Below are 22,756 nucleotides of genomic sequence, written 5' to 3'. Positions count from 1 at the left end.
AGAAGCCCGGTCCCGCCGAACAGGGTCCGGGCCCGCCGGACGCGGCCGGGGCCCGGCGAGGCCGGGCGGTCAGGGACCGGCAGGACGGTCGGCGACGGTCAGGGGCGGTTGCGGCTGGTGCGGCGCATCTCCTTGTGGATGATCTTCCACTTGTTCTGCTGCTCCTTGCGCAGCCGCGCATCCGTGCGGGACGCCATCCAGGCGGCCTCGCGTTGCAGCTTGCGCCAGCTCTGCAGCCGGCGTTCGGGCAGCTCGCCGTTCTCCATGGCGTCCAGGACGGCGCATCCCGGCTCGCTCACGTGCCCGCAGTCGGCGAAGCGGCACCGCTCGGCCAGCTGCTCGATGTCGGCGAAGACGAGGTCGACGCCCTCGCCGATGTCGTAGAGGCCGATCCGGCGGATGCCGGGGGTGTCGATGATCAGGCCGCCGCCGGGCAGCGGGATCAGCTCCCGGTGGACGGTCGTGTGCCGCCCGCGCCCGTCGGCCGCGCGTACCTGCTGGGTGTCCATCACGCCCGCCTCGGCCAGCGCGTTGACCAGGGTGGACTTGCCCGCGCCGGAAGGCCCGAGCACGACCGCCGTACGAGAGCCGTGCAGGTAGCTCGCGGCCAGCGAGACCCCCTCCCCAGCAGCGAGGAGACGGCGTGCACGTCGACGCCCGGCGCGGCGGCGCGCACGTCGGCCATCAGCTCTTCGAGGCCCGCCTCGAACAGGTCGGACTTGGTCACCAGCACGACGGGCGTGCCGCCGGACTCCCAGGCCAGGGCCACCAGGCGCTCGATGCGGCCGAGGTCGGCGAAGTCGGTCGAGTGCATGGACGGCTCGGCCACGAAGACGACGTCGACGTTGGCCGCGAGCACCTGGCCCTGGCCGTCGCCGGACAGGCCGCCGGTCGAGTGGCGGCTCACGCCGCCCCGGATGAACGCGGTGGTCCTGGAGAGCACCTGGTCGAGCTCGTACCGGCCTTCGGGCAGCCATCTGAGTGCGACCCAGTCGCCGACGCACGGCAGGGCCACCGGGTCGTCGGCGGAGGAACGGCGTACGCGGGCGCCGTAGCGGACGTGGTGCTGGCCGTCGGCGGCGATCACCTCGGCGGCGCCGCGGTCGACGCGGGCCACCCGCGCCGGGACGGTGTCAGCAGGAAGCTCGGTGGCGCGCAGATCGGTCCAGCCGAGCAGGGAAAGATCGTAAGACAAGACGGTGAAACCTTTGATCGAGAAGGAAACGGGCAGCTCAGGCGAGGGCCCGGAGGTAGACGGACGACAGGCGGAACAGAACGACCCGCATAGCCCTCACCTCCTCGATCGGTTGCAAATGCGACTCTAACCACCCTGTCCCGGCAGATGCAATCGGATTATGTTCGGCGATCCGTTGAACCCCGCCAGGGCGGCCGAGCGTACTCCCTCCCGACGGACGCGAGAAAGGGGAATGATGCGGATCAGCACGTATCCCCCGCCCTCGGCCGAGGGGACGGCCCCGGTGGGCAGGCCGCGCCTACGCCACCTGATCCGGCGGGTGCGACCGGACGACGAGGTGGTCGTGTCCGCGCTCTACCGGGAGTACCACCGGCCGTTGCTGGCCTTCGTGGTACGGCTGACGGCGGGCGACCGGCAATGGGCGGAAGACGTGGTGCAGGAGACGATGATCCGGGCCTGGCGCAGCGCCGAGCGGCTGGACCCCGACTCGGTCTCGCTCATGCCCTGGCTCGCCACGGTGGCCAGGCGCATCGTGATCGACGACCGGCGGCGCAGGGAGGCGCGCCCACCGGAATCGGGCGACGGGGCGCTGGACACCGTGCCGGTGCCGGACGAGCTGGAGGGGTTGCTGCGCCAGGTGGTCGTGTCGGAGGCGCTGAAGGCGTTGTCACCGGCGCATCGCGAGATCCTGAACGAGACGATCCTGCGGGACCGGTCGGTCAACGACGCCGCCGCGGCGCTCGGCATCCCGGTGGGCACCGTGAAGTCGCGGATCTACTACGCGGTCCGCGCGCTGCGGGTCGCTCTGGAGGAGCGGGGGGTGACGGCGTGACCGCGGGAGTCGAGCACACCGACGTGGGCGCCTACGCCCTCGGCCTGCTGGAGGAGGACGACCGGCTGGCCTTCGAGTCCCACCTGCGCACCTGCCCCTCCTGCCGCTTCGAGCTGTCGGACCTCGCGGGGGTCGCCAGCGTGCTGCACGGCATCGGCCCGCTGGAGGACGCCGGCCCTCCTCCCCGTGAGGGGCAGGCCGGTGTGGTCGACCTGCTCCGCCGCAAGAAGGCGGCCGACCGGCGGGCCCGCAGAGGGACGTTCCTGCTCGGGATGGCGGCGGCGGTCGCGCTGGCGACCGGCGGGCTGACCGTCGGCACGCAGCTCACCGGCGGCGGCGACCCGCCGCAGGCGATGGCGGGACGCGCCGACCACATGGGCCCGGCCGAGCAGTTCTACGCCGACGGCACGCCGATCGCGGGCAAGGGCGTCGGCGGGGTGTCGGGCGGGCTGGTGGTGGAGTCGAAGGGCTGGGGCACGCACGCGGCGCTCAAGCTGTCGGGGGTGAAGGGGCCGCTGGAGTGCGAGCTGGTGTCGGTGGGCAAGTCGGGCGAGCGGCGGGTGATGACCGGGTGGTCGGTGCCGGCGCCGGGTTACGGCGTGCCGGGCTCGCCGGCCCCGCTCTACATGCACGGCGGCAGCGCGACGCCGCTGGCGGAGATCGACCGCTTCGAGGTGGTCACCAGGACGGGCACGACCCTGCTCACCGTCAGGACCTGAGGTCGCGGACCCCGCGCGAGGCCCTTCCGCCGCCGGCGGGAGGGCCTCACCGCGTTCGGCGGGACGCGCGGTCGGCGGTGACGACGGCGTCGAGCAGGCCGGGGAACGCCTGGTCGAACTCGGCCCTGCGCAGGGTGTTCAGGCGGGAGGTGCCGGCGTAGTGCTGCCGGATGAGGCCGGCCTCGCGCAGCACCCGGAAGTGGTGGGTGGCGGTGGACTTGCTCACCGAGATGTCGAACCCGCCGCAGCTGATGTCGCCGGCGGCGGCGTCGAGCTGGGTGACGATGGTGCGCCGGACCGGGTCGACGAAGGCTTCGAGAACCCGCTGCAGGGTGACTTCGCGCAGGTCGGGGTGGTCCGGGGTGCGGTCGGCGTCCATGGGTCCATGGTACGACATTCATCGAAGTTTGACGGCAGTCGTACTTTGGCGGTTGAATGGCGGCCTCTGACACGGAAGGACGATGTGATGACCAGGACGGTGCTGTTCCACGAGCTCGGCGGCCCCGAGGTGCTGGAGCTGGCGGACGTGGCGGCCGGCGAGCCGGGGCCGGGCGAGGTGCGCATCCGGGTGGACGCGATCGGCCTGAACCGGGCCGAGGCGCTGTTCCGCAGCGGCCACTACATCGAGCCCGTCCGGCGTTTCCCCGCCCGGCTGGGCACCGAGGCCGCCGGGGTGGTCGAGGCGGTGGGCGAGGGCGTCACCGGGTTGCGGGCCGGCCAGCCGGTGAGCACGGTGCCGGCGTTCTCGCAGAACGACTACGGCGTGTACGCCGGGCGGGCGGTCGTGCCGGCGGCGGCGGTGCTGCCCCGCCCCGAGGGCGTGGACCCGGTGGCGGGCGCGGCCGTGTGGATGCCGTACGTGACGGCCTACGGCGCGCTGGTGGAGGTGGGCGGGATGCGTCCCGGGGACACGGTGGTGCTGAACGCCGCCTCCAGCAGCGTGGGCCTGGCCGCCATCCGGGTCGCCGACCGGATGGGCGCCACGCCGATCGCGCTCACTCGCACCGCGGCCAAGAAGGAGGCCCTGCTCAAGGAGGGCGCCGCCGAGGTGATCGTCACCGAGGAGGAGGACGTGACCGAGCGGGTGCTGGCGGCCACGGGCGGGCGCGGCGCCGAGTTCGTCTTCGACGCCGTGGCCGGGCCGGGCGTGACGGACCTGGCCAGGGTGGTCGCCCCCGAGGGGCTGCTGCTGGTGTACGGCGCGCTGAGCGGCGAGCCGACGCCGTATCCGGGGATCGACCTCGGCATGCCGGCGCTCAACATGCGGACGTACACGATGCACGAGACGACGCGGGTACCCGAACGGCTGCGGCGGGCGGCGGCGTTCGTGGCGTCGGGGCTGCGCTCGGGGGCGTTCCGGGCGGTGGTGGACCGCACGTTCGACCTGGAGGAGATCGTGCGGGCCCACCGGCACCTGGAGTCGAACGCGCAGTTCGGCAAGATCGTGGTGACGGTGCGGCACTGACCGTCCGGCCGCCCGCCGCGAGGGGCGGGACGGGTCGGACGGGCGGGCCGCGGGATCAGGACAGGCCGGGGGCGGGGAACTGGGCGGTCAGCTCGCTGACCTCGTGGTGGACGCGGGTGATGACGTCCTCGGCGTCGCCCTTGGCCAGGGCCGTGACGACCTCGTCCATCCAGGCGCCGATCTGCCGCATCTCGGCCTCGCCCATGCCGCGCGAGGTGACCGACGGGGTGCCGATGCGGATGCCCGACGGGTCGAACGGCTTGCGGGTGTCGAACGGCACCGCGTTGTAGTTGGTCTCCAGGCCGGCCCGGTCGAGCGCCTGGGCGGCGGGCTTGCCGCCGATGCCCTTGGGCGTCAGGTCGAGCAGGATCAGGTGGTTGTCGGTGCCGCCGGAGACCAGGTCGAAGCCCCGGCTGGACAGCTCGTCGGCCAGGGCCTTGGCGTTGGCGACGACCTGGTGGGCATAGTCGCGGAAGGACGGCTGGGCGGCCTCGTGCAGCGCGACGGCGATGGCGGCGGTGGTGTGGTTGTGGGGGCCGCCCTGGAGGCCGGGGAAGACGGCCTTGTTGAGCGCGGTGGCGTGCTCGTCGCTGGTGGCCATGAGCATGGCGCCGCGCGGGCCGCGCAGCGTCTTGTGGGTGGTCGTGGAGATCACGTCGGCGTGACCCACCGGGGACGGGTGGGCGCCGCCCGCGACCAGGCCGGCGATGTGCGCGATGTCGGCCGCGAGCACGGCGCCGACCTCGCGGGCGATGGAGGCGAAGCCCTCGAAGTCGATCGTGCGCGGGATCGCGGTGCCGCCGCAGAAGATCAGCTTCGGCCGGTGCTCCAGGGCCAGCTCGCGGACCTCGTCGAGGTCGACTCGGCCGGTGTCGCGGCGCACGCCGTACCGGACCGGGTTGAACCACTTGCCGGTGGCCGAGACCGACCAGCCGTGGGTCAGGTGGCCGCCGAACGGCAGGCCCATGCCGAGCACGGTGTCGCCGGGCTGCAGGAAGGCCAGGTAGACGGCCAGGTTGGCGGGCGAGCCCGAGTACGGCTGGACGTTGGCGTGGTTGACGCCGAACACGGCCTTGGCCCGGTCGATCGCCAGCGTCTCGATCTGGTCGATGACCTGCTGGCCCTCGTAGTAGCGCTTGCCCGCGTAGCCCTCGGAGTACTTGTTGGTCAGCACCGTGCCGGTCGCCTCGAGCACGGCCTTGGACACGTAGTTCTCGGACGCGATCAGCTTGACGGTGTCGGCCTGGCGGCGCTCCTCCGCCTTGATGAGCTCGGCGAGCTGCGGGTCGGCGCTAGCAAGAGAACTCATGACTCCCCTGTCATCATTGACAATTGGCGAAGACCCAGGCGCTCGGCCTCCGCTCCCGGTTGATTCGCTCCCTGGTGGTCGATCCCACCGAATGCGCCAGTCGCGTCGCCCTAGACGATAGCGGATGCGCAACCGGCCGCTCGTCCCGCTACTTGGTCCGGCTCACACCCGGCCAGAGCCGGTCGACCTCGGCGTTGAGGATGGCTCCGATGAGCACGGCCAGGGCGGTGATGTACAACCACAGCAGCAGCGCGATCGGGGCGGCCAGGGAGCCGTAGACGGACACGGGCGAGAACCAGGCCGCCAGCACCGCCCGCAGCACGGCGGCGCACACGATCCACAGGAACAGGGCCAGGATCGCGCCGGGCAGCTCCCGGTACCACTTCGTCCGCACCGGCACGCTGACGTGGTAGAGCACGGTGAGGAACAACACCGAGCCGCTGATCACGACGGGCCAGTAGAGGATGTCGATGAGGATGCCGTACTCGCCGGGGAGCGCGTCCTTGAGCAGGGTGGGGCCGATGACCAGGATCGGCATGACGATGATGCCGATGATCAGGCCGACGACGTAGAGGCCGAAGGACATCAGCCGGGTGCGGATGATGCCGCGCTCCTCCCCCAGCCCGTACGCGACCGAGATGAGGTCGACGTAGACGTAGAGCGCCCGCGAGCCCGACCACAGCGACAGCAGGAAGCCCAGCGAGATGATGGACACCTTGTTGGCGTCGTCCCTGAGCACGTCGGTGATGAGCGGGTTGATCACCTTCTTGACGGCGTCGTCGGTGAACAGCAGCCCGGCCTGCTCGATCACCCAGCTCTTGACCTCGTTGACGACGCCGCCGCCGAGCCAGGTGCCGAGCTTGCCCAGCACGCCGATCAGGCCCAGCACGAACGGCGGCAGCGACAGCAGCGCGAAGAACGCGGCCTCGCCGGCCAGGCCGGTGACCCGGTAGTTGACACCGGCGTTCGTGGCCGCGCGCACGATCGCCCACGCATTGGTGTCGAGCACCCAGTTCAGCCTGGCCCGGGCGTTCGAGGCGAGCCGCCTCCTGGACCGGGAAGGCGCATTGGTGGACGTCATGGCACCCAACGGTATTTCGCAGTGACTCTCCGGGACAGCTTACGTCCCGGCTCCTGCCCTAGTCGTTGTCCACGATGCGCGCGCCCAGCGGGAGGAGGGAGACGGGGATCAGCTTGAGGTTCGCGATGCCCAGGGGGATGCCGATGATGGAGATGAACAGCGGGATCGAGGTGACGACGTGCCCGATCGCCAGCCAGATGCCCGCGACCACGCACCAGATGATGTTGCCGATGAGGGAGAAGACGCCGGCGTCGGGATCGCGCACGACCGTACGGCCGAACGGCCACAGAGCGTAGGCGGCGATCCTGAACGAGGCGATGCCGAACGGGATGGTGACGATGAGGATGCAGCAGATGATCCCGGCCACGGCGTAGCCGATCGCCAGCCAGATCCCGGCGAACACGAGCCAGATGACGTTCAGAATGGTCCGCATGCTCACAGCATGTCACCGGCCGTGCCGCCGACGTCATCCGGTACGACCCTGAACTTACCCTGACCGGGGCGGCCGCCCCGGCCCCGGCGGCCCCGCGAAGGCCTGGGCGATCTCCAGCCAGGCGCGGGCGGGCTCGCCGGCCGGCTCCAGGGCCGTGTCCGACAGGTGCACGCGCTGGGTGACGAGCAGGCAGAAGTCGAGCATCGGGCCGCGCACGGCGGCGGGCGCGTCCGCGGGGCCGGCGGTCCACAGGTCGCCGCCTGGGGTCGTGAGCTCGACGCGCACCGGCCCGGCCGGCTCGGGCAGGCCGCGGGCGGCGAAGCTGTAGGGCCGGGCGCGGACGCCGAGCAGGGCCACGTGCCGCAGCCGTTCGGTGGGCTCCCTGGCGACGCCGAGCGCGTCGGCCACGTCTCGGCCGTGGGCCCAGGTCTCCATCAGGCGCGCGGTGACGAAGGACGCGCCCGACATCGCCGGCCCGAACCACGGCACCCGCACGCGCGCGCCGAGCGTCCCGAACGCCGCCAGCGACCGGTCCCGGGACGTGCGGAACCAGGCGTGCAGCTCGCCCGATGGCAGGCCGCGCGCGGCCTCGGCGAGGTCGTCCACCGAGCCGGCCCGCGCGGCCAGGGCCCGGAAGCCGTCCGGATCGGTGACCGACACCACGGCGGCGTCGTCGAACCAGGCCAGGTGGCTCACCTGGTCGCGCACGGCCCAGCCCGCGGCGGGCGTGGGCGTCTCCCAGTCGGCGGGGCGCAGCGGCGCCAGCAGCGCCTCCAGGGAATCGGTCTCGGCCCGGAGGTCGGCCAGCAGTCCGGCCATGAGGTCCACGCGCGCCAGCCTAACCCGAACAAGGTTCTGGGAGAATAATCGAGACGTGATCTGCGAGAGCTGCAAGGACAAGCGTCACGACGACTGCCGCGGCGGCTCCTGGTGCGACTGCCAGCACCAGAGCGAGGAACGGCCGCAGGAGTCGCCGCTCGACTGGCCGCGCCAGGGTTAGGGGCCCGCGGAGTCCAGACTCTGGACCCCATCTTGGACATCCGGGATCTCCGGAGTATCTTCAAGGTATGCCAGCGGACCCCATGCTCGTCGGTCGACGCCACGTCGACCTTCAGCGTGTCCGCAGTGCCATCTGTTGCGACGCCCGCTAACTCATCTTCTCCACCGCAGAGCGCGTCGCACCCACCTGAACCCCTGCACTCGACGACGAGGCAGGAGGAACGCTGCGCGCGCCCACAAAACGAAGGACGCGCAATGAGCACCCCTGCCAGCCGGCACCACAAGCGCCCGCGCGGCGAGGGCCAATGGGCCCTCGGTTACCGGGAACCGCTGAACAAGAACGAAGAGAACAAGAAGAACGACGACGGGCTCAACGTCCGCCAGCGCATCATCGACGTCTACGCCAAGCGCGGCTTCGACTCGATCGACCCCGCCGACCTGCGCGGGCGGATGCGCTGGTACGGCCTCTACACCCAGCGCAAGCCCGGCATCGACGGCGGCAAGACCGCGGTCCTGGAGCCGGAGGAGCTCGACGACCGCTACTTCATGCTCCGCGTGCGCATCGACGGCGGCCAGCTCGACCTGCGCCAGCTCCGCACGATCGCCGACATCGCCAACGAGTACGCGCGCGGCACGGCCGACCTCACCGACCGGCAGAACATCCAGCTCCACTGGATCGAGATCGAGTCGGTGCCCGACATCTGGGAGCGCCTGGAGGCCGTCGGCCTGTCCACCACCGAGGCGTGCGGCGACACCCCGCGGGTGATCCTGGGCTGCCCGCTGGCCGGCATCGACGCCGAGGAGGTGCTGGACGCCACCGACGACATCCACGCGATCAACCGGCAGTTCATCGGCAACCCCGAGTACTCCAACCTGCCGCGCAAGTTCAAGAGCGCGCTGAGCGGCTGCCCGGCCCACTGCACCGTGCACGAGATCAACGACGTCGCCTTCGTCGGCGTCGTCAACGAGCACGGCGAGGCGGGCTACGACCTGTGGGTCGGCGGCGGCCTGTCCACCAACCCGATGCTGGCCAAGCGCCTCGGCGTCTTCGTCAGCCCCGACCGCGTCGACGACGTGTACGCGGGCGTGATCGGCATCTTCCGCGACTACGGCTACCGGCGGCTGCGGCACAGGGCCCGGCTGAAGTTCCTGGTCAACGACTGGGGCGTGGAGAAGTTCCGCGAGGTGCTGGAGACCGAGTACGTCAAGGAGAGCCTGCCCGACGGCCCGGCGCCCACCCTGCCGCGCGGCAGCCGCCGCGACCACGTGGGCGTCTACCCGCAGAAGGACGGCAACTTCTACGTGGGCTTCGCGCCCAAGGTGGGCCGCCTCGACGGCGACAAGCTCAACGCGATCGCCGACATCGCCGAGCGGCACGGCTCCGGCCGGGTGCGCACCACCGTCGAGCAGAAGATGGTCGTCCTCGACGTCGCGCCGGACCGGGTGGAGTCCATCGTGGCCGAGCTGGAGGCCAACGACCTGCAGGTCAACCCCTCCACGTTCCGCCGCCAGACGATGGCCTGCACCGGCATCGAGTACTGCAAGCTCGCCATCGTCGAGACCAAGGCCACCGCCGCGCACCTGATCGACGAGCTGGAGCGGCGGCTGCCCGACTTCGAGCAGCCGCTCACCATCAACGTCAACGGCTGCCCCAACTCCTGCGCCCGCATCCAGGTCGCCGACATCGGCCTGAAGGGCCAGCTCGTCGTGGACGAGAACGGCGACCAGGTCGAGGGCTACCAGATCCACCTGGGCGGCTCGCTCGGCGTCGACTCCGGCTTCGGCCGCAAGGTGCGCGGCCTGAAGACCACCGCCAAGGCCCTGCCCGACTACGTCGAGCGCGTGGTGAGCAACTACGACGCCCAGAAGAAGGAAGGCGAGTCCTTCGCCGACTGGGTGCAGCGCGCGGACGAGGCGGACCTGAAATGACCACGCGAGCGGTCCCCTTCCACTGCCCGTACTGCGGCGACGAGGACCTGGAGCCCTACGAGGGGGACGGCGGCTGGTACTGCCGCGCCTGCGCCCGCGCCTTCAAGCTGAAGTTTCTCGGAATCGGAGTGAAGATATGACGCTCGTCGACATCGAGGTGGGTCTGCGAGATCAGCGTGGCACGCTCGATCTGCAGGACATCGTCGAGTCCGCCGCCACGTTCCTTGAGGGCGCCCCGGCCCGGGAGATCATCCGGTGGGCCGCGGCGACGTTCGGCGACCGGTTGTGCCTGACGTCCTCCATGAGCGACGCCTTGCTCATCGACCTGGTGAGCCGCGTCAAACCGGGCGTGGACGTGCTGTTCATCGACACCGGCTACCATTTCGCCGAGACGATCGGCACCCGTGACGCGGTGCGGCAGGTCTATGACGTCAACGTGATCGACATCAAGCCGTCCAGGACGGTCCAGGAGCAGGATCGCGACCTCGGGCCGCGCCTGTTCGGCCGCAACCCCGACCTGTGCTGCTACCTGCGCAAGGTCGAGCCGCTCAACCGGGCGCTGGAGCCGTACCTGGCGTGGATCTCCGGCATCCGCCGGGACGAGTCCTCCAGCCGTACGAGCACCAGGGTCGTCGAGTGGGACGCCAAGCGCCAGATGGTGAAGGTCAACCCGATCGCCGCCTGGACGCAGGAGGACGTCGACAACTACATCGCCGACAACGGCGTGCTGATCAACCCGTTGCACTACGACAACTACCCCTCGATCGGCTGCGCGCCGTGCACGCGCCAGGTCGCCGAGGGCGAGGACCCGCGCAGCGGCCGCTGGGCGGGGCTGGGGAAGGTCGAATGCGGCATTCACCTGTGATCCCCGGCAGGGGCCGCGTCCCGTTGGCAGGCGGGCCGGCCCCCGGGCGCGTGCCACTGGTGGCGGTGGCGCACGGGTCGCGCGACCCGCGTGCCGCCGCCACCGTGGCCGCGCTGCTGGACCGCGTGCGCCTGGCGCGTCCCGACGTGCCGGTGCGGGTGGCCTACCTCGACCACTGCGCGCCCACGCTGGGGCAGGCGCTCGACGGGCTGGGCGAAGCCGTGGTGCTGCCGCTGCTGCTCACCGAGGCCTACCACAGCCGCGTCGACCTGCCGGCCGCGCTCAACGAGGCCCGCGCGCGCGAACCGCGCCTGCGGGTCCGCTACGGCACGACGCTCGGCCCCCACCCGCTGCTGCTGCCGGCGCTGGAGCGGCGGCTGGCGGAGGCGGGCGTGCCGGCCGGTGATCCGGAGACGGCGGTCGTGCTGGTCTCGGCCGGGTCGAGCGACGCCAGGGCCAACGAGGTGATCGCCGGGATGGCCCGCGCCTGGCGGCGCGCCGGCTGGTGGACGGTGACCGCGGCCTACGCCTCGGCCGCCGGCCCGACGCCCGGGGAGGCCGTCGCGCGGCTCAGGGCGGCGGGCGCCCCCGCGTGGCCGTCGCCCCCTACCTGCTGGCTCCCGGCTTCTTCGCCGACCGCATCCGCCGGGTCACCGCCCCGGCCGTCTGCGCCGACGTGCTCGGCCCGGCGCCCGAGCTGGTGGACGTGCTGCTCGAACGGTACGACGCGGCCCTGCGCGAGCGCCTGCCCGTGGCCGGTTGAGCGCTCAGCACTGGGCTTTGATCTCACCGGTCTTCGGGTCGACCTTGACCACGTCGGTACGGCACGACCGGGTGCGGGCGTCGGCCAGGATCAGCCGCCAGTCGGCGGGATAGGTGGCGGTCCAGGCCAGCAGCTCGTCGGCGCGCTCGCCCGTCATCGTGCCGGTGCCCGCGTCCGAGAGCTTCACCATGGCGGCGCTCAGCTCGTTCAGGCCGGCGCGGGCCATGCCCTCGCCGAACCAGCCGGGCGGCTGCCTCACCGTGGGACCGCACGGGCCGGCGGCGACCAGGTCCCCGTTGAGCCAGATGAGGCCGTACCCGCCGGGCGGGCAGGTGAGGGCGAAGGACACCTTCCCGGCCTTCGACTCGAAGGTGAACGTCTCCCGCCTGCCCCCCTTGGTGTAGCCGTGGAAGAGCGGTGGCGTGGGCTGGGCGCGCGTCGGCGCGGGCTGGGCCAGGGCGCCGGCCCACACGTCCCCGGCGGCGGGGGCGGGCGCGGGAACCGGCCGGGCGTCCACGGTGAGCACCGTGACGGCCGTGACCGTCAGGGCCGCCGCCGCCACCGAGGCCGCCGCCCGGCCCCGGCGCCGCCGGATGCGGCGGACGCGGGCGTCCACGTCGGCCAGCCGCACCCCGCCCGGGGGCGCGCCGGCGGTGTCGTCGTCGAGCAGGTCGCGCAGTCGCTGTTCTGTCATGGTTCAGCTCCCCGTCTCCGCCGCGGCCCTGGCCGCGGGGTCGAGCCGCAGCTTGGCCAGCGCGCGGCTGGCCTGGCTGCGTACGGTGGACACCGAACAGCCCACGATCTCGGCTATGGCCTCGTCGGGCAGGTCCTCGAAGTACCGCAGCACGACCACGGCCCGCTGCTTGGCCGGGAGCGCGGCCAGGGCGGCCCTGAGCGCGTCCCGGGTGCCGAGCCCGGCCGTGTCGTCCCGGTCCTGGGGGCGGTCCGGGAGCTCGCCCGTGGCCACCTCGCCCCGCCAGCGCCGCCGCCACCAGGAGGCGTGCGTGTTGGTGAGGATGCGGTAGACGTACGGGTCGGGGTTCGCGCCCACCCGCCGCCAGGCCAGCCAGGCCCTGGCCAGCGCGGTCTGCGTCAGGTCTTCCGCCGTGGCCCAGTCGCGGCACAGCAGGTACGCCGTCCTGAGCAGGCGGGCCGAGCGCTGCTCGACGTAGCGCTCGAAGTCGGCACGATCCCGCATCGAGGGGTCCTCACTGTCCGGTGATGTTCACCGATCACTACGCCGAAGCCCCCGCCCGCGTTGCACGGCCTCAGTAACCCCGGGAGTCGCGGCGGCGGTCGCGGCGGTCGCGCTCCAGGGCACGGTGCTCGTCGCGGATCTGCCGGCCGACCTCGCGGGCGTCGTCGCGCATCTGGCGGCCGATCTCGCGCCAGTCGTCGCCGTGCAGCGCCCGCCAGTGCTCCCGCCAGGCGGCCAGGCCGCGCTTGAGCGGCTGGGCGCGGGAGTCGCCGAGCACCTTGACGTCGCCCATCACGGCGTAGGCGCGCACCCGGATGACCGGCACGTTCATGCCGGGGGCGGCCTCCAGCACGTCGACCTTCTTGTCGCCCATCACGGCGACGCCGTCGAGGTCGACGTTCACGCCGTCGGGCACGATGATCTTGACGTCGCCCATCACGGACACCGCCGTGACGTCGACCACGTCCGTGCGCACCTCGGCCTCGCGCAGGTCGAGCAGCACGTCGCCCATGACGGCGACGGCGCCGAGCTCCTGGTCGATGCGCCAGGTGCCGCGCCGCTTGGTGTCGCCCATGATGCCGACGAACCAGCGCCGCTTGCCGCCCTCGCGGGCCGGGGCGGGCGTGGGGGCGGGCCCCGCGCCCACGGGCAGGTCCTGGGTGAGCAGGGCGAGCTCGGCGTGCGTGGTCGCGGTGTAGGCGGCCTCGGTACGGTCGGTCAGCTCGGCGAGCGTGAGCCGGCCCTCGACGGAGGCGACACGGAGCTGTTCCACGACGGCCTCGCGCTCGGCGTCCGACGCGCGCACCTCACCCGGATCTGTCATAGACGCAACATATCGCGTCTTGGCCCGGTTGGGGCTCCTCCCCTGGGAGGAACATCCGTACACCCTTGGATGGGTCCCGCCGCCCGCCCTGCCGCCCGCCCCTGCCGCCCACACTGCCGCCCAGCCCGCCGCCCGTCAGCGTGCTCCGGCAACCGCGGGCTGCGAAGACGCTAGGGTCCTGTCATGCATGAGGAACAGCTCTATCGCGCGGCGTTGAACGGCGAGACCGAGACCGTGGGCAAGCTGCTCACCGGCGGCGCCGACCCCAACAAGGCCAGCGAGGGCGAGGAGGCCGGGCTGCCGCTCTGCGCGGCCGCCGCCTGGGACCGCGTCGAGGTCGCCGAGGCGCTGCTGGCGGCCGGGGCCGACGTCAACGGCCGCGAGGCCGGCGGCTGGACGGCGTTGCTGTGGGCCGCCGCCAACGGCCACGCCGCGACCGCGGGCGTGCTGATCGAGGCCGGGGCCGAGGTCGACGCGGCCAACGACGACGGCGACACGCCGCTCACGCTGGCGGCCAGGCGCGGGGCGCTGGGCGTGGTCCAGACGTTGCTGGAGGCGGGCGCCGACCACGAGAAGTTCGACGGCGACGGCGACAGCCCGCTCGACATCGCGGCCGACTGGGTGGGCGTGCACCTGGAGTCCGCGCTGCTCGACCAGATCGCCCAGGAGGGCTGGGAGTACGTCGTCGGCCGCCAGTACGCCAAGGACGGCACCGAGCTGGTCACCGTGGCCGGCCGCTCCCCCGACGGCTCGCAGACCGAGCAGGTGCAGGCCCAGCGGGGCCACGCCGCCGTGGCGACCGTCCTGGAGGACGCGGCGGGCGTCTACACGCCGGTCGACCAGCTCGTCGCCAGGGCCGTCGCCCACCGCGACGTCGACGAGGACGCCGAGACCTGGTGGATCGTGGCCGACTCGCTCGGCCGGCGGGCCGACGACGAGACGTACGAGGCCCTGGCCCGGCTGTGCGTGAGCGAGGACGCACGCGAGCGGGAGTTCGGGGTCGACGCGATCGCCCAGTTCGGGTTCGCCGACGGCGAGAAGCCCTACCTCGACCGCACGCTCGCGCTGCTGCAGAAGATGGTGACCACCGAGGGCAACCCGCAGGTGCTGCGCTCGGTGCTGGCCGCGCTCGGGCACCAGGGCGACCCGCGCGCGCTGCCCGCCGTGCTCGACATCGTCGGCCGGCCGGGCCACAAGCGCACGATGACGGACGCCATCGCGCTGGCCGACGTCCTGCCCGACGACCACGAGGAGGGCCTGTCGCTGCTCATCGAGATGTCCCGGGACGAGGAGGCCGAGATCCGCGACTGGGCCACGGCCGGGCTGGCCGGGCTGTCGGCGGACACGCCCCGCATCCGGGAGGCGCTGGCCGACCGGCTGGGCGACGCCGACCTGCGCACGGTGGCCGAGGCGGCGCGGGGGCTCGCGGCGCGCGGCGACGAGCGGGCCGAGCAGGGCGTCCGGCGGGTGCTGGAGGAGAGCGACGACGACTACGCCAGAGACCTCGTCACGGGGATCGGCGCGGAGTGACCCTGTCGCCCCCGGCGGCCGCCCGCTGGGCGGGGCCGCCGGGGGCGCGGGTCCTGGCCCTGGAACAGGGGCCGCCCGCCCACCCGGTCAGTCCGACAGGGCGGTGCGGAGCTGGTTCAGCACGGCGCGCAGGATGCGGGAGACGTGCATCTGCGAGATGCCGAACTCGGCGGCGATCTCCGACTGGGTCATGTTGCCGTAGAAGCGCATCAGCAGGATGTTGCGCTCCCGCGAGGGCAGGGCGTCGATGAGCGGCTTGACGGAGTACTTGCCGAGCAGCGTGTCCAGCGACTCGTCCTGCGAGGGCAGGAAGTCGCCGAGGTCGGCGCCGTCGTTGTCGCCGCCGACGGGGGCGTCCAGCGACAGGGCGCTGTAGGCGGTCGAGGCGTCCAGGGTGAGCAGGACGTCCTCCTCGGTGATGTTCATGTGCGCGGCGAGCTCGGAGACGGTGGGCGAGTGGCCGAGCGTCTGGGTGAGGTCGGCCGTGGCCTTGTTGAGCTCCAGCCGGCGCTCCTGGTAGACGCGCGGCACCTTGACGGCCCAGGTGCGGTCGCGGAAGTGCCGCTTGACCTCGCCGACCATCGTGATCATGGCGTAGCCGCGGAACTCGTGGCCCAGCTCGGGGTCGAAGCCGTTGATCGCCTTCATCAGGCCGACGTAGGCGGCCTGGCGCAGGTCCTCCATCGGCTCGCGCTGGTGGCGGTAGCGACGGGTGACCTCGGTGACGAGGGAGTCGTACATGGTGACGACGCGCTCACGGATGCGGGCCTTGTTCTCGTCCGAGACTTCCGGCCTGTTCATCTCAGCCAGAAGCTGTTCGGCGGTCATTTCGTCGAGTGCGATATCCAGGACGGCCATCTGAGTAGCTCCATATGCCCGAAGGCGGCCCTGTCCATGGAAAAAGCCCAGGCAGAGGCACGCCACGTTTGAACGTGAGTTGAAGCCCTCTGCTGGACTTCGAATCAAAGGATTCCCTATGGATCCCGATTTATCACCCTATATTAGGTCACGAATCGATCACAGCTTACCCGCTCACGGTCCCGACAGGGCGGGAGCCGTGGTCAGGACGTCGCGGGCCAGCGCGAGGTCGCCCGTCAGCTCGGCGGGAAAGGCGTCCGGCTCGCCCCTGCCGCCCAGCAGGAAGCAGAACGCGACCACGTCCGCCGTCAGGTGGGCGTCCGGCGTGCCCGGGGCGGTGTCGGTGACGCCGAGCGGGATGCGCCAGTCGCCGCCGCCCGCGCCGGTGAGGGTGAGCCGGAGGGTGTGGCCGGAGCCGTCCAGGCCGGACAGGAGCATCGTCCAGGGCAGCAGGCGGGCGCACAGGTCGGCCGTGGGGCGGATGTGCTCGGGCACCGGGTCGGGCAGGCGCACCCCGGCCGTCGTGGCGGCGTCGGCGGCATGCACCCACGTCTCCAGGCTCCTGGCCAGGACGTGGTCGCGCACGACCGTCTCCATGCCGTCCACCGTGGCCGGCGTGGCCGGGTCGAGGCCGCCCAGGTGGCGGCAGAGGGCGTCGGCCTGGGCCCGCCAGTCGCGTCTGGTCTGCTCGGGGCTGCGGGCCCGCTCGTACGCCTGCACGTCCGCCGTGCGGCCGGTCGCGTCCCGGGCGGCCATCGGCGGGCCGAGGACGGGCGCGCCGACGGAGGCGGCCAGCAGGCCGTCCTTGGCGGCCAGGTGGGCCACGAGCTCCTGGAGCGTCCAGCCCTCGACGATGACGCGCGCCCAGTCGTCGTCCACGGCCGAGGCCAGCAGCGCGTCCATGGCGGCGACGCGGCCGGCGTACGGCAGCGCCCAGTCGGCGGTCGGCGCCGCGGGGCGGCGGCGGGCCCTGGCCCCGGCCAGGAGCTGCGGGCGCAGGGAACGGACCGGCACCACCGGGTCCTCCATCAACGCGTCCAGAAACAGGCGCTCGACAGGATCCATCACACTTCTTCCTCCGCCAGCGCGTCGGCCAGGCGCCGCAGCGCCAGCCGGATGCGCGACTTGGCCGTGCCCTCGGGCACGCCCAGTTCCTCGCTCACCTGCCGGTACGTCCGGCCGCCGAAGTAGGCCAGCTCCACCGGCCGGCGCAGCCCCTCGGGCAACGACGTCACCGCCTGCCGCACGCGCTCGGCCTCCTCGGCGGCGAGCACGGCCTCCTCCAGCCGCGCGGGCTCGCGCTCGAACAGCCTCGGCCCGAGCGCGGAGACCCGGCGGCGCTCCTCGGCGCGTACGTGGTCGACCGCGCGGCGGTGGGCGATCGTGGCCAGCCAGGCGCGCAGCGTGCCGCGCCCTGGGTCGTAGGCCAGCGGGCGCTCCCAGAACACCAGGAACACCTCCTGCGTGATGTCCTCGGCGATCACGCGGTCCCTGGTGACCCGTAAGGAGAGCCCGAAGATCAGCGCGGACAGCCGATCGTAGACCTCCCCCAGCGCCGACTCGTCGCCGCCGACCACCCGCTGGTGCAGCAGGCGGTCGTCGTACGGTGCCTCCACTGGCACCACACTCCCGTGGTCCGGACCAAGGCGGGCGGGTGCGCCGCGACCCGAGCATGTCATCATTCGCCGGAAATGTTGAGGCGGCCGCCACCGGCTTCCCGGCCCCGCGATAGTGTCGAACGGACGACGACCGGAGGGATCACCCGTCATGGCCACCACCCGCACCGCCACCACGCACTGGAAGGGCGCCCTGCTCAACGGCTCGGGCACCGTCTCACTGGACAGCTCGGGCGTGGGCGCCTTCGAGGTCTCCTGGCCCTCCAGGGCCGAGACCGCGGACGGCCGCACCTCCCCCGAGGAGCTCATCGCCGCCGCCCACTCCTCCTGCTTCGCCATGGCCCTGTCCCACGGCCTGGCCGGCGCGGGCACGCCGCCGGAGTCGCTGCGCACGAGCGCGGACGTGACGTTCCAGCCGGGCGAGGGCATCACGGGCATCGTGCTCACCGTGCAGGGGCACGTTCCGGGCATCTCGGCCGAGCAGTTCCAGGAGGCCGCCGCCACCGCGAAGGCGAACTGCCCGGTCAGCAAGGCGTTGGCGGGCACCACGATCACCCTGAAAGCCGAACTCCTCTAACAGGAACGCTTTCGCGTGCGACAATTGGGTCACATGCGCGAGGTCTGGCCGGGCGAACCCTATCCACTCGGCGGCACCTGGGACGGCGTCGGCACCAGCTTTGCCGTGTTCTCCGAGGTCGCCGAGCGGGTCGAGCTGTGCCTTTTTCACGATGACGACAGCGAGGAGCGGGTGCCGCTCCCGGAGGTCGACGGCTTCGTCTGGCACGGCTACCTGCCGGGGATCCAGCCGGGCCAGCGGTACGGCTACCGCGTCCACGGGCCGTACGAGCCGTCGCAGGGGCGTCGCTGCGACCCCTCCAAGCTGCTGCTCGACCCCTACGCCAAGGCCATCGACGGCGAGCTGACCTGGAACGAGGCGCTGTTCCCCTACTACTTCACCGATCCGTCGGTGCGCAACAGGGAGGACAGCGCCCCGTACATGCCGAAGAACGTGGTGGTCAACCCGTTCTTCGAGTGGGGCAACGACCGGCCGCCGCGCATCCCGTACCACGAGACGGTGATCTACGAGGCGCACGTGCGGGGGCTGACCATGCGCCACCCGGGCGTGCCGCAGGACCTGCGCGGCACGTACGCCGGGGTCGGGCACCCGGCGATCATCGAGCACCTGCTGTCCATCGGGGTGACGGCGGTCGAGCTCATGCCGGTGCACCACTACGTGCCCGAGCACTTCCTGGTGGCCCGCGGGCTGACCAACTACTGGGGCTACAACACGATGGCCTATCTGGCCCCCCACGGCCGCTACTCCGGCTCGGGCACCCGCGGCCAGCAGGTGCTGGAGTTCAAGGCCATGGTGCGGGCGCTGCACGAGGCGGGCATCGAGGTCATCCTCGACGTGGTCTACAACCACACCGCCGAGGGCGACCACATGGGCCCCACGCTGGGCTTCCGGGGCATCGACAACGTCAACTACTACCGTCTGCACGACGGCGACCGGCGTTACTACCTCGACTACACCGGGTGCGGCAACTCGCTCAACGTGCGCTCGCCGCACGCGCTGCAGCTCATCATGGACTCGCTGCGCTACTGGGTGCTGGAGATGCACGTCGACGGCTTCCGCTTCGACCTGGCCTCGGCCCTGGCCAGGGAGCTGCACGACGTCGACCGGCTGAGCGCGTTCTTCGACCTCATCCAGCAGGACCCGGTGATCTCGCAGGTGAAGCTGATCGCCGAGCCCTGGGACGTGGGCCCGGGCGGCTACCAGGTCGGCAACTTCCCGCCGCTCTGGACGGAGTGGAACGGCAAGTACCGCGACATCGTGCGCGACTTCTGGCGGGGCACCAACTCCGCCCTCCCCGAGTTCGCCTCCCGCCTGACCGGCTCGGCCGACCTGTACGAGTCCTCCGGCCGCCGCCCGGTGGCCTCGATCAACTTCGTCACCTGCCACGACGGCTTCACCCTGACCGACCTGGTCTCCTACGACCACAAGCACAACGAGGCCAACGCCGAGGAGAACCGCGACGGCACCAACGACAACCGCTCCTGGAACTGCGGCGCCGAGGGCCCGGTGGAGGACCCGCACATCGTCGCCCTCCGCCGCCGCCAGCGCCGCAACTTCCTGACCACGCTGTTCCTGTCGCAGGGCGTGCCGATGCTCTCCCACGGCGACGAGATCGGCCGCACCCAGCGGGGCAACAACAACGCCTACTGCCAGGACAACGAGCTGGCCTGGATCGACTGGTCGATGCTGCACGCCGAGTCCGATCTGCTGGAGTTCGTCAAGACGTTGTCGAAGCTGCGCCGCGAGCACCCGGTCTTCCAGCGCCGCCGCTTCTTCCACGGCCGCCACCCCGACAACGGCAAGCGCGACCTGGTCTGGCTGACCCCGGGCGGCAAGGAGATGACGGCCGGCGACTGGCACACCGGCTACGCCAAGTCGCTGATGGTCTACCTCAACGGCGAGGCCATCACCGAGCCCGGCCCGCGTGGCGAGCGGATCGTGGACGACTCCTTCCTCCTGCTCATCAACGCCCACCACGAGAACCTGTCGTTCACGCTGCCGGGGCCGGAGTTCGGGGCCGAGTGGCTGCCGGTGCTCGACACCTGTCACGACGTGGTGGAGGAGGCGTTCGGCGACGAGCGGTGGCGGGCGGGCGACCTGGTGGCGGTGACCGGCCGGTCGTTCCAGGTCCTGCGGCTGCCCAGGGAGCCGCAGACGCCCTAGCCGCCGTCCGTCAGAACACGCGGGCGATGCCGGCCGTGACGAGGAGCAGGGCGAACGTGGTCACCCCGGCCACGCCGTGCAGGACCACCGCGAGCACCGGGAAGCCGGTGGCCCGGCGCTGGTGGCGGCCGCCGCCGAGCCAGCGGGTGAACATCGTGAAGCCCAGCAGCGCGGCCACGGTGAGCCCGCAGAAGGCGATCCAGGCCAGCGGTGCGCTGCCGGTCAGCAGGTAGGCCACCCAGCAGGCCAGCGACGCGGCCGCGAGCGCCGGATGCGACAGCAGCAGCGTCACCGGGAAGCGGGTGACCTTCGCCTCCTGCCCGCGCAGGCCGCCGGCCGAGAGCCAGCGGTAGAGCAGGTAGACCCCGATCAGTGCGGCGATCGTCCATGTGACGGCGGTGAGCAGGCCCATGTCCCCTCCCGGCGAGTCCCTGCCGCCACCGTATGCAGACTCCGGGCCTTTCGTCCTTCAGTTACTCAAAAGTGCTGTCAGCCGCAAAACCCCTGGGGACGGTTTGTCGGTGGGGTGTGCCAAGGTAGAGGAGTGCGGCGCATCTATCCCGACTTTCAAGACAATCCGGACATTCCGCAGGCGTACGCCTACCCCGAGGGGCGGCCCTGGCTGCGGCTCAACATGGTGTCCAGCGCCGACGGCGCGGCGTGGCTGCAGGGGCGCTCGGGCGGGCTGTCGAGCAGGGGCGACAAGCGTATCTTCGCCGTCCTGCGCGGGTTGTCCGACGTGATCGTCGCGGGGGCGGCGACCGTCCGCACCGAGGGCTACGGCCCGGTCAAGCCGCGTGCCTCCTGGTCGGCCATCCGGGCCGGGCGTCCCGACGTGCCGCCGATCGCGGTGATCACCCGCAGCCTCGACCTCGACCTCGACGGCGAGCTGTTCACCGACGCGACCAACCCGACGATCGTGATCACCTGCGAGTCCGCGCCCGCGGAGCGCCGCAAGCTGGCCGGCCGGCGGTCCGACCTGATCATCGCCGGCGACGACGGCGTCGACATGCGGCTGGCCGTGCGCGAGCTGCACGAGCGCGGCCTGACCCGCGTCCTGTGCGAGGGCGGCCCGCGCATCAACGCGCAGCTGTCGGCCGACGACCTCATCGACGAGTTGTGCCTGTCGGTGAGTCCCATGCTGGTCGCGGGCGGCGCGGCCCGCATACTGAACGGCGTGGCCGCGCAGGTCCCGCTTGACCTCCGCCAGGTCCTGGAAGAGGAGGGGGTCCTCTTCTGCAGATACACGAGGGAGCAGAGCCCATGACCGAGCAGCCCGTCGAAGAGCCGGAGCCGGTGCCCAACCTCCCGGTCCGGCCGCCCGTGCCGCCGATGCTGGCCAAGCCGGTCAAGGCCATGCCCAAGCAGGACGGCACCCTGTTCTACGAGCCCAAGTGGGACGGCTTCCGCTGCATCGTGTTCAGGGACGGCGACGAGGTCTACCTCGGCAGCCGCAACGAGCGTCCGTTCACCCGCTACTTCCCCGAGCTGGTCGAGGCGGTCAAGGCCGAGCTGTCCGGCAAGGTGGTGATCGACGGCGAGATCGTGCTGCCCCGGGGGCGCAGCTCGACTTCGACGCCCTCCAGCAGCGCATCCATCCGGCCGCCTCGCGGGTCAAGCTGCTGTCGGAGCAGACGCCGGCCCAGTTCATCGCCTTCGACCTGCTGGCGGTGGGCGACGAGTCGCTGATGGAGGAGCCGTTCTCCGAGCGGCGGCGGCGGCTGGAGGAGCTGTTCCCGCACAAGGGCGGGTCCGTCCGGCTGACGCCGGTCACCACCGCCGACGAGCAGGCCCGCGAGTGGTTCGACACCTTCGAGGGGGCGGGGCTCGACGGCATCATCGTCAAGCCGGGCGACCAGCCGTACGTGCCCGACAAGCGCACGATGTTCAAGGTCAAGCACGAGCGCACGGCCGACGTGGTGATCTGCGGCTACCGCGAGCACAAGACCGGGCCCATCGTCGGCTCGCTGCTGCTCGGCCTCTACGGCGACGACGGCCGGCTGCATCACGTGGGCGTGGCGGCCTCCTTCCCCATGGCGCGCAGGGCCGAGCTGGTGGAGGAGCTCAAGCCGTACCTGGCGGAGCTGAGCGAGCACCCGTGGGGCCACTGGGCCGAGCAGGCCACGGCCAACGCCGGGCAGCCGGCGGCGGGGCCCGCGACCGGCGGGCAGCGGGTGCCGGGCGCGGTGTCGCGGTGGAACGCCAAGAAAGACCTGTCGTTCATCCCGCTCCGGCCCGAGCTGGTGATCGAGGTGGCCTACGACCAGATGGAGGGCGACCGGTTCCGGCACACGGCGCACTTCCGGCGGTGGCGGCCCGACCGCACGCCCGAGTCGTGCACGTACGAGCAGCTGGAACGGCCGGTCAGCTACGATCTCGACGACATCCTCGCCCGTTAGGG

The 22,756-nt window shown here is 72.0% G+C and carries 26 protein-coding genes, 2 pseudogenes and 1 riboswitch; of the genes and pseudogenes, 14 read left to right on the top strand and 14 right to left on the bottom strand.

What is annotated here, in order from left to right; all coding sequences use genetic code 11:
- Positions 1 to 98: 98 nt before the first annotated feature.
- Positions 99 to 572 (bottom strand): ribosome small subunit-dependent GTPase A, encoded by a 474-nt coding sequence (gene rsgA, locus ACNF49_RS19525; protein WP_482944592.1) that lies wholly within the window; start codon positions 570 to 572, stop codon positions 99 to 101.
- A complete protein-coding gene (locus ACNF49_RS19520; RefSeq protein ID WP_482944591.1) occupies positions 509 to 1,195 on the bottom strand; it encodes a ribosome small subunit-dependent GTPase A in 687 nt (228 codons plus the stop codon). Before ACNF49_RS19520 ends, rsgA begins: the two co-directional genes overlap by 64 nt.
- Before the next feature lie 235 nt (positions 1,196 to 1,430).
- Between ACNF49_RS19520 and ACNF49_RS19515 the strand changes: the two genes are divergently transcribed.
- Positions 1,431 to 2,027: a sigma-70 family RNA polymerase sigma factor gene (locus ACNF49_RS19515; RefSeq protein WP_482945548.1), complete on the top strand. Its 597-nt coding sequence runs from the start codon at positions 1,431 to 1,433 to the stop codon at positions 2,025 to 2,027.
- Positions 2,024 to 2,746 carry an anti-sigma factor family protein gene (locus ACNF49_RS19510; protein ID WP_482944590.1) on the top strand — a complete coding sequence of 241 codons (723 nt, stop codon included), beginning with the start codon at positions 2,024 to 2,026 and terminating at the stop codon, positions 2,744 to 2,746. Before ACNF49_RS19515 ends, ACNF49_RS19510 begins: the two co-directional genes overlap by 4 nt.
- A 46-nt stretch (positions 2,747 to 2,792) precedes the next feature.
- Here the strand turns inward: ACNF49_RS19510 and ACNF49_RS19505 are convergent, their stop codons facing one another.
- Positions 2,793 to 3,125 carry an ArsR/SmtB family transcription factor gene (locus ACNF49_RS19505; RefSeq protein ID WP_482944589.1) on the bottom strand — a complete coding sequence of 111 codons (333 nt, stop codon included), beginning with the start codon at positions 3,123 to 3,125 and terminating at the stop codon, positions 2,793 to 2,795.
- Between the two features lie 87 nt (positions 3,126 to 3,212).
- Here ACNF49_RS19505 and ACNF49_RS19500 point away from each other — a divergent pair, with 87 nt between their 5' ends.
- Complete coding sequence (locus ACNF49_RS19500) at positions 3,213 to 4,211, top strand: zinc-dependent alcohol dehydrogenase family protein (RefSeq protein WP_482944588.1); 999 nt, start codon at positions 3,213 to 3,215, stop codon at positions 4,209 to 4,211.
- A gap of 55 nt (positions 4,212 to 4,266) precedes the next feature.
- Here ACNF49_RS19500 and glyA read toward each other — a convergent pair whose 3' ends face one another.
- The 4 genes from glyA to ACNF49_RS19480 form a co-directional block, all read right to left on the bottom strand.
- Complete coding sequence (gene glyA / locus ACNF49_RS19495) at positions 4,267 to 5,544, bottom strand: serine hydroxymethyltransferase (RefSeq protein WP_482945547.1); 1,278 nt, start codon at positions 5,542 to 5,544, stop codon at positions 4,267 to 4,269.
- 1 nt (position 5,545) lies between these two features.
- A riboswitch (ZMP/ZTP riboswitch) is annotated at positions 5,546 to 5,634 on the bottom strand.
- A gap of 34 nt (positions 5,635 to 5,668) precedes the next feature.
- Positions 5,669 to 6,601: a YihY/virulence factor BrkB family protein gene (locus ACNF49_RS19490; protein WP_357964876.1), complete on the bottom strand. Its 933-nt coding sequence runs from the start codon at positions 6,599 to 6,601 to the stop codon at positions 5,669 to 5,671.
- A gap of 58 nt (positions 6,602 to 6,659) precedes the next feature.
- A complete protein-coding gene (locus ACNF49_RS19485) occupies positions 6,660 to 7,034 on the bottom strand; it encodes a YccF domain-containing protein (RefSeq protein ID WP_357964879.1) in 375 nt (124 codons plus the stop codon).
- Between the two features lie 54 nt (positions 7,035 to 7,088).
- Entirely contained in the window at positions 7,089 to 7,853 is a 765-nt protein-coding gene (locus ACNF49_RS19480; protein WP_482945546.1) for a TIGR03084 family metal-binding protein, read from the bottom strand.
- A 55-nt stretch (positions 7,854 to 7,908) separates the two neighbouring features.
- On the opposite strand from ACNF49_RS19480, the gene ACNF49_RS19475 reads away from it, so the two are divergent.
- The 6 genes and pseudogenes from ACNF49_RS19475 to ACNF49_RS19450 all read left to right on the top strand — a co-directional run bounded on the left by ACNF49_RS19475 (position 7,909) and on the right by ACNF49_RS19450 (position 11,590).
- Positions 7,909 to 8,034, top strand: a complete 126-nt coding sequence (locus ACNF49_RS19475; protein ID WP_352328175.1) for a hypothetical protein — start codon at positions 7,909 to 7,911, stop codon at positions 8,032 to 8,034.
- Between the two features lie 67 nt (positions 8,035 to 8,101).
- Positions 8,102 to 8,185: a putative leader peptide gene (locus ACNF49_RS19470; RefSeq protein WP_311132608.1), complete on the top strand. Its 84-nt coding sequence runs from the start codon at positions 8,102 to 8,104 to the stop codon at positions 8,183 to 8,185.
- Between the two features lie 103 nt (positions 8,186 to 8,288).
- Positions 8,289 to 9,962, top strand: a complete 1,674-nt coding sequence (locus tag ACNF49_RS19465; protein ID WP_357964881.1) for a nitrite/sulfite reductase — start codon at positions 8,289 to 8,291, stop codon at positions 9,960 to 9,962.
- Complete coding sequence (locus tag ACNF49_RS19460) at positions 9,959 to 10,102, top strand: Insertion element protein (RefSeq protein WP_103955276.1); 144 nt, start codon at positions 9,959 to 9,961, stop codon at positions 10,100 to 10,102. Before ACNF49_RS19465 ends, ACNF49_RS19460 begins: the two co-directional genes overlap by 4 nt.
- Complete coding sequence (locus tag ACNF49_RS19455; protein ID WP_482944587.1) at positions 10,099 to 10,827, top strand: phosphoadenylyl-sulfate reductase; 729 nt, start codon at positions 10,099 to 10,101, stop codon at positions 10,825 to 10,827. The genes ACNF49_RS19460 and ACNF49_RS19455 overlap by 4 nt, the downstream gene beginning before the upstream one ends.
- Positions 10,809 to 11,590 (top strand): annotated as a pseudogene (locus tag ACNF49_RS19450) (sirohydrochlorin chelatase). Before ACNF49_RS19455 ends, ACNF49_RS19450 begins: the two are co-directional and overlap by 19 nt.
- Positions 11,591 to 11,594: 4 nt before the next feature.
- Here the strand turns inward: ACNF49_RS19450 and ACNF49_RS19445 are convergent.
- The 3 genes from ACNF49_RS19445 to ACNF49_RS19435 all read right to left on the bottom strand — a co-directional run bounded on the left by ACNF49_RS19445 (position 11,595) and on the right by ACNF49_RS19435 (position 13,611).
- On the bottom strand, positions 11,595 to 12,284 hold the full coding sequence (locus tag ACNF49_RS19445) for a hypothetical protein (protein ID WP_357964888.1): 690 nt from the start codon (positions 12,282 to 12,284) through the stop codon (positions 11,595 to 11,597).
- 3 nt (positions 12,285 to 12,287) lie between these two features.
- Positions 12,288 to 12,788, bottom strand: a complete 501-nt coding sequence (locus ACNF49_RS19440; RefSeq protein ID WP_357964890.1) for a SigE family RNA polymerase sigma factor — start codon at positions 12,786 to 12,788, stop codon at positions 12,288 to 12,290.
- A gap of 70 nt (positions 12,789 to 12,858) precedes the next feature.
- Positions 12,859 to 13,611, bottom strand: a complete 753-nt coding sequence (locus ACNF49_RS19435) for a DUF1707 SHOCT-like domain-containing protein (RefSeq protein ID WP_357964893.1) — start codon at positions 13,609 to 13,611, stop codon at positions 12,859 to 12,861.
- 183 nt (positions 13,612 to 13,794) lie between these two features.
- On the opposite strand from ACNF49_RS19435, the gene ACNF49_RS19430 reads away from it, so the two are divergent.
- A complete protein-coding gene (locus tag ACNF49_RS19430) occupies positions 13,795 to 15,141 on the top strand; it encodes an ankyrin repeat domain-containing protein (RefSeq protein WP_357964896.1) in 1,347 nt (448 codons plus the stop codon).
- 87 nt (positions 15,142 to 15,228) lie between these two features.
- Here ACNF49_RS19430 and ACNF49_RS19425 read toward each other — a convergent pair whose 3' ends face one another.
- The 3 genes from ACNF49_RS19425 to ACNF49_RS19415 all read right to left on the bottom strand — a co-directional run bounded on the left by ACNF49_RS19425 (position 15,229) and on the right by ACNF49_RS19415 (position 17,621).
- Entirely contained in the window at positions 15,229 to 15,999 is a 771-nt protein-coding gene (locus tag ACNF49_RS19425; RefSeq protein ID WP_357964898.1) for a SigB/SigF/SigG family RNA polymerase sigma factor, read from the bottom strand.
- A 174-nt stretch (positions 16,000 to 16,173) separates the two neighbouring features.
- Complete coding sequence (locus tag ACNF49_RS19420) at positions 16,174 to 17,064, bottom strand: maleylpyruvate isomerase family mycothiol-dependent enzyme (RefSeq protein WP_482944586.1); 891 nt, start codon at positions 17,062 to 17,064, stop codon at positions 16,174 to 16,176.
- Positions 17,064 to 17,621, bottom strand: a complete 558-nt coding sequence (locus ACNF49_RS19415) for a sigma-70 family RNA polymerase sigma factor (protein WP_357964903.1) — start codon at positions 17,619 to 17,621, stop codon at positions 17,064 to 17,066. Before ACNF49_RS19415 ends, ACNF49_RS19420 begins: the two co-directional genes overlap by 1 nt.
- Positions 17,622 to 17,766: 145 nt before the next feature.
- Between ACNF49_RS19415 and ACNF49_RS19410 the strand changes: the two genes are divergently transcribed.
- Together ACNF49_RS19410 and glgX are read left to right on the top strand one after the other, a co-directional pair.
- Positions 17,767 to 18,192 (top strand): OsmC family protein, encoded by a 426-nt coding sequence (locus ACNF49_RS19410; protein ID WP_357964905.1) that lies wholly within the window; start codon positions 17,767 to 17,769, stop codon positions 18,190 to 18,192.
- 33 nt (positions 18,193 to 18,225) lie between these two features.
- A complete protein-coding gene (gene glgX, locus ACNF49_RS19405) occupies positions 18,226 to 20,355 on the top strand; it encodes a glycogen debranching protein GlgX (protein WP_482944585.1) in 2,130 nt (709 codons plus the stop codon).
- Positions 20,356 to 20,365: 10 nt separating this feature from the next.
- On the opposite strand, the gene ACNF49_RS19400 is transcribed toward glgX, so the two are convergent.
- Positions 20,366 to 20,767, bottom strand: coding sequence for a hypothetical protein (locus tag ACNF49_RS19400; protein WP_357992250.1), 402 nt, complete (start codon positions 20,765 to 20,767; stop codon positions 20,366 to 20,368).
- Between the two features lie 132 nt (positions 20,768 to 20,899).
- Between ACNF49_RS19400 and ACNF49_RS19395 the strand changes: the two genes are divergently transcribed.
- Together ACNF49_RS19395 and ACNF49_RS19390 are read left to right on the top strand one after the other, a co-directional pair.
- Positions 20,900 to 21,622, top strand: coding sequence for a pyrimidine reductase family protein (locus ACNF49_RS19395; RefSeq protein ID WP_357964911.1), 723 nt, complete (start codon positions 20,900 to 20,902; stop codon positions 21,620 to 21,622).
- A pseudogene (locus ACNF49_RS19390) lies at positions 21,619 to 22,754 on the top strand (ATP-dependent DNA ligase). The gene ACNF49_RS19395 and the pseudogene ACNF49_RS19390 overlap by 4 nt, the downstream one beginning before the upstream one ends.
- The last annotated feature ends 2 nt before the right edge of the window (positions 22,755 to 22,756 follow it).

The organism is Actinomadura sp. ATCC 39365, assembly GCF_054392275.1.
This window is presented reverse-complemented; position numbering and strand designations above follow the sequence as displayed.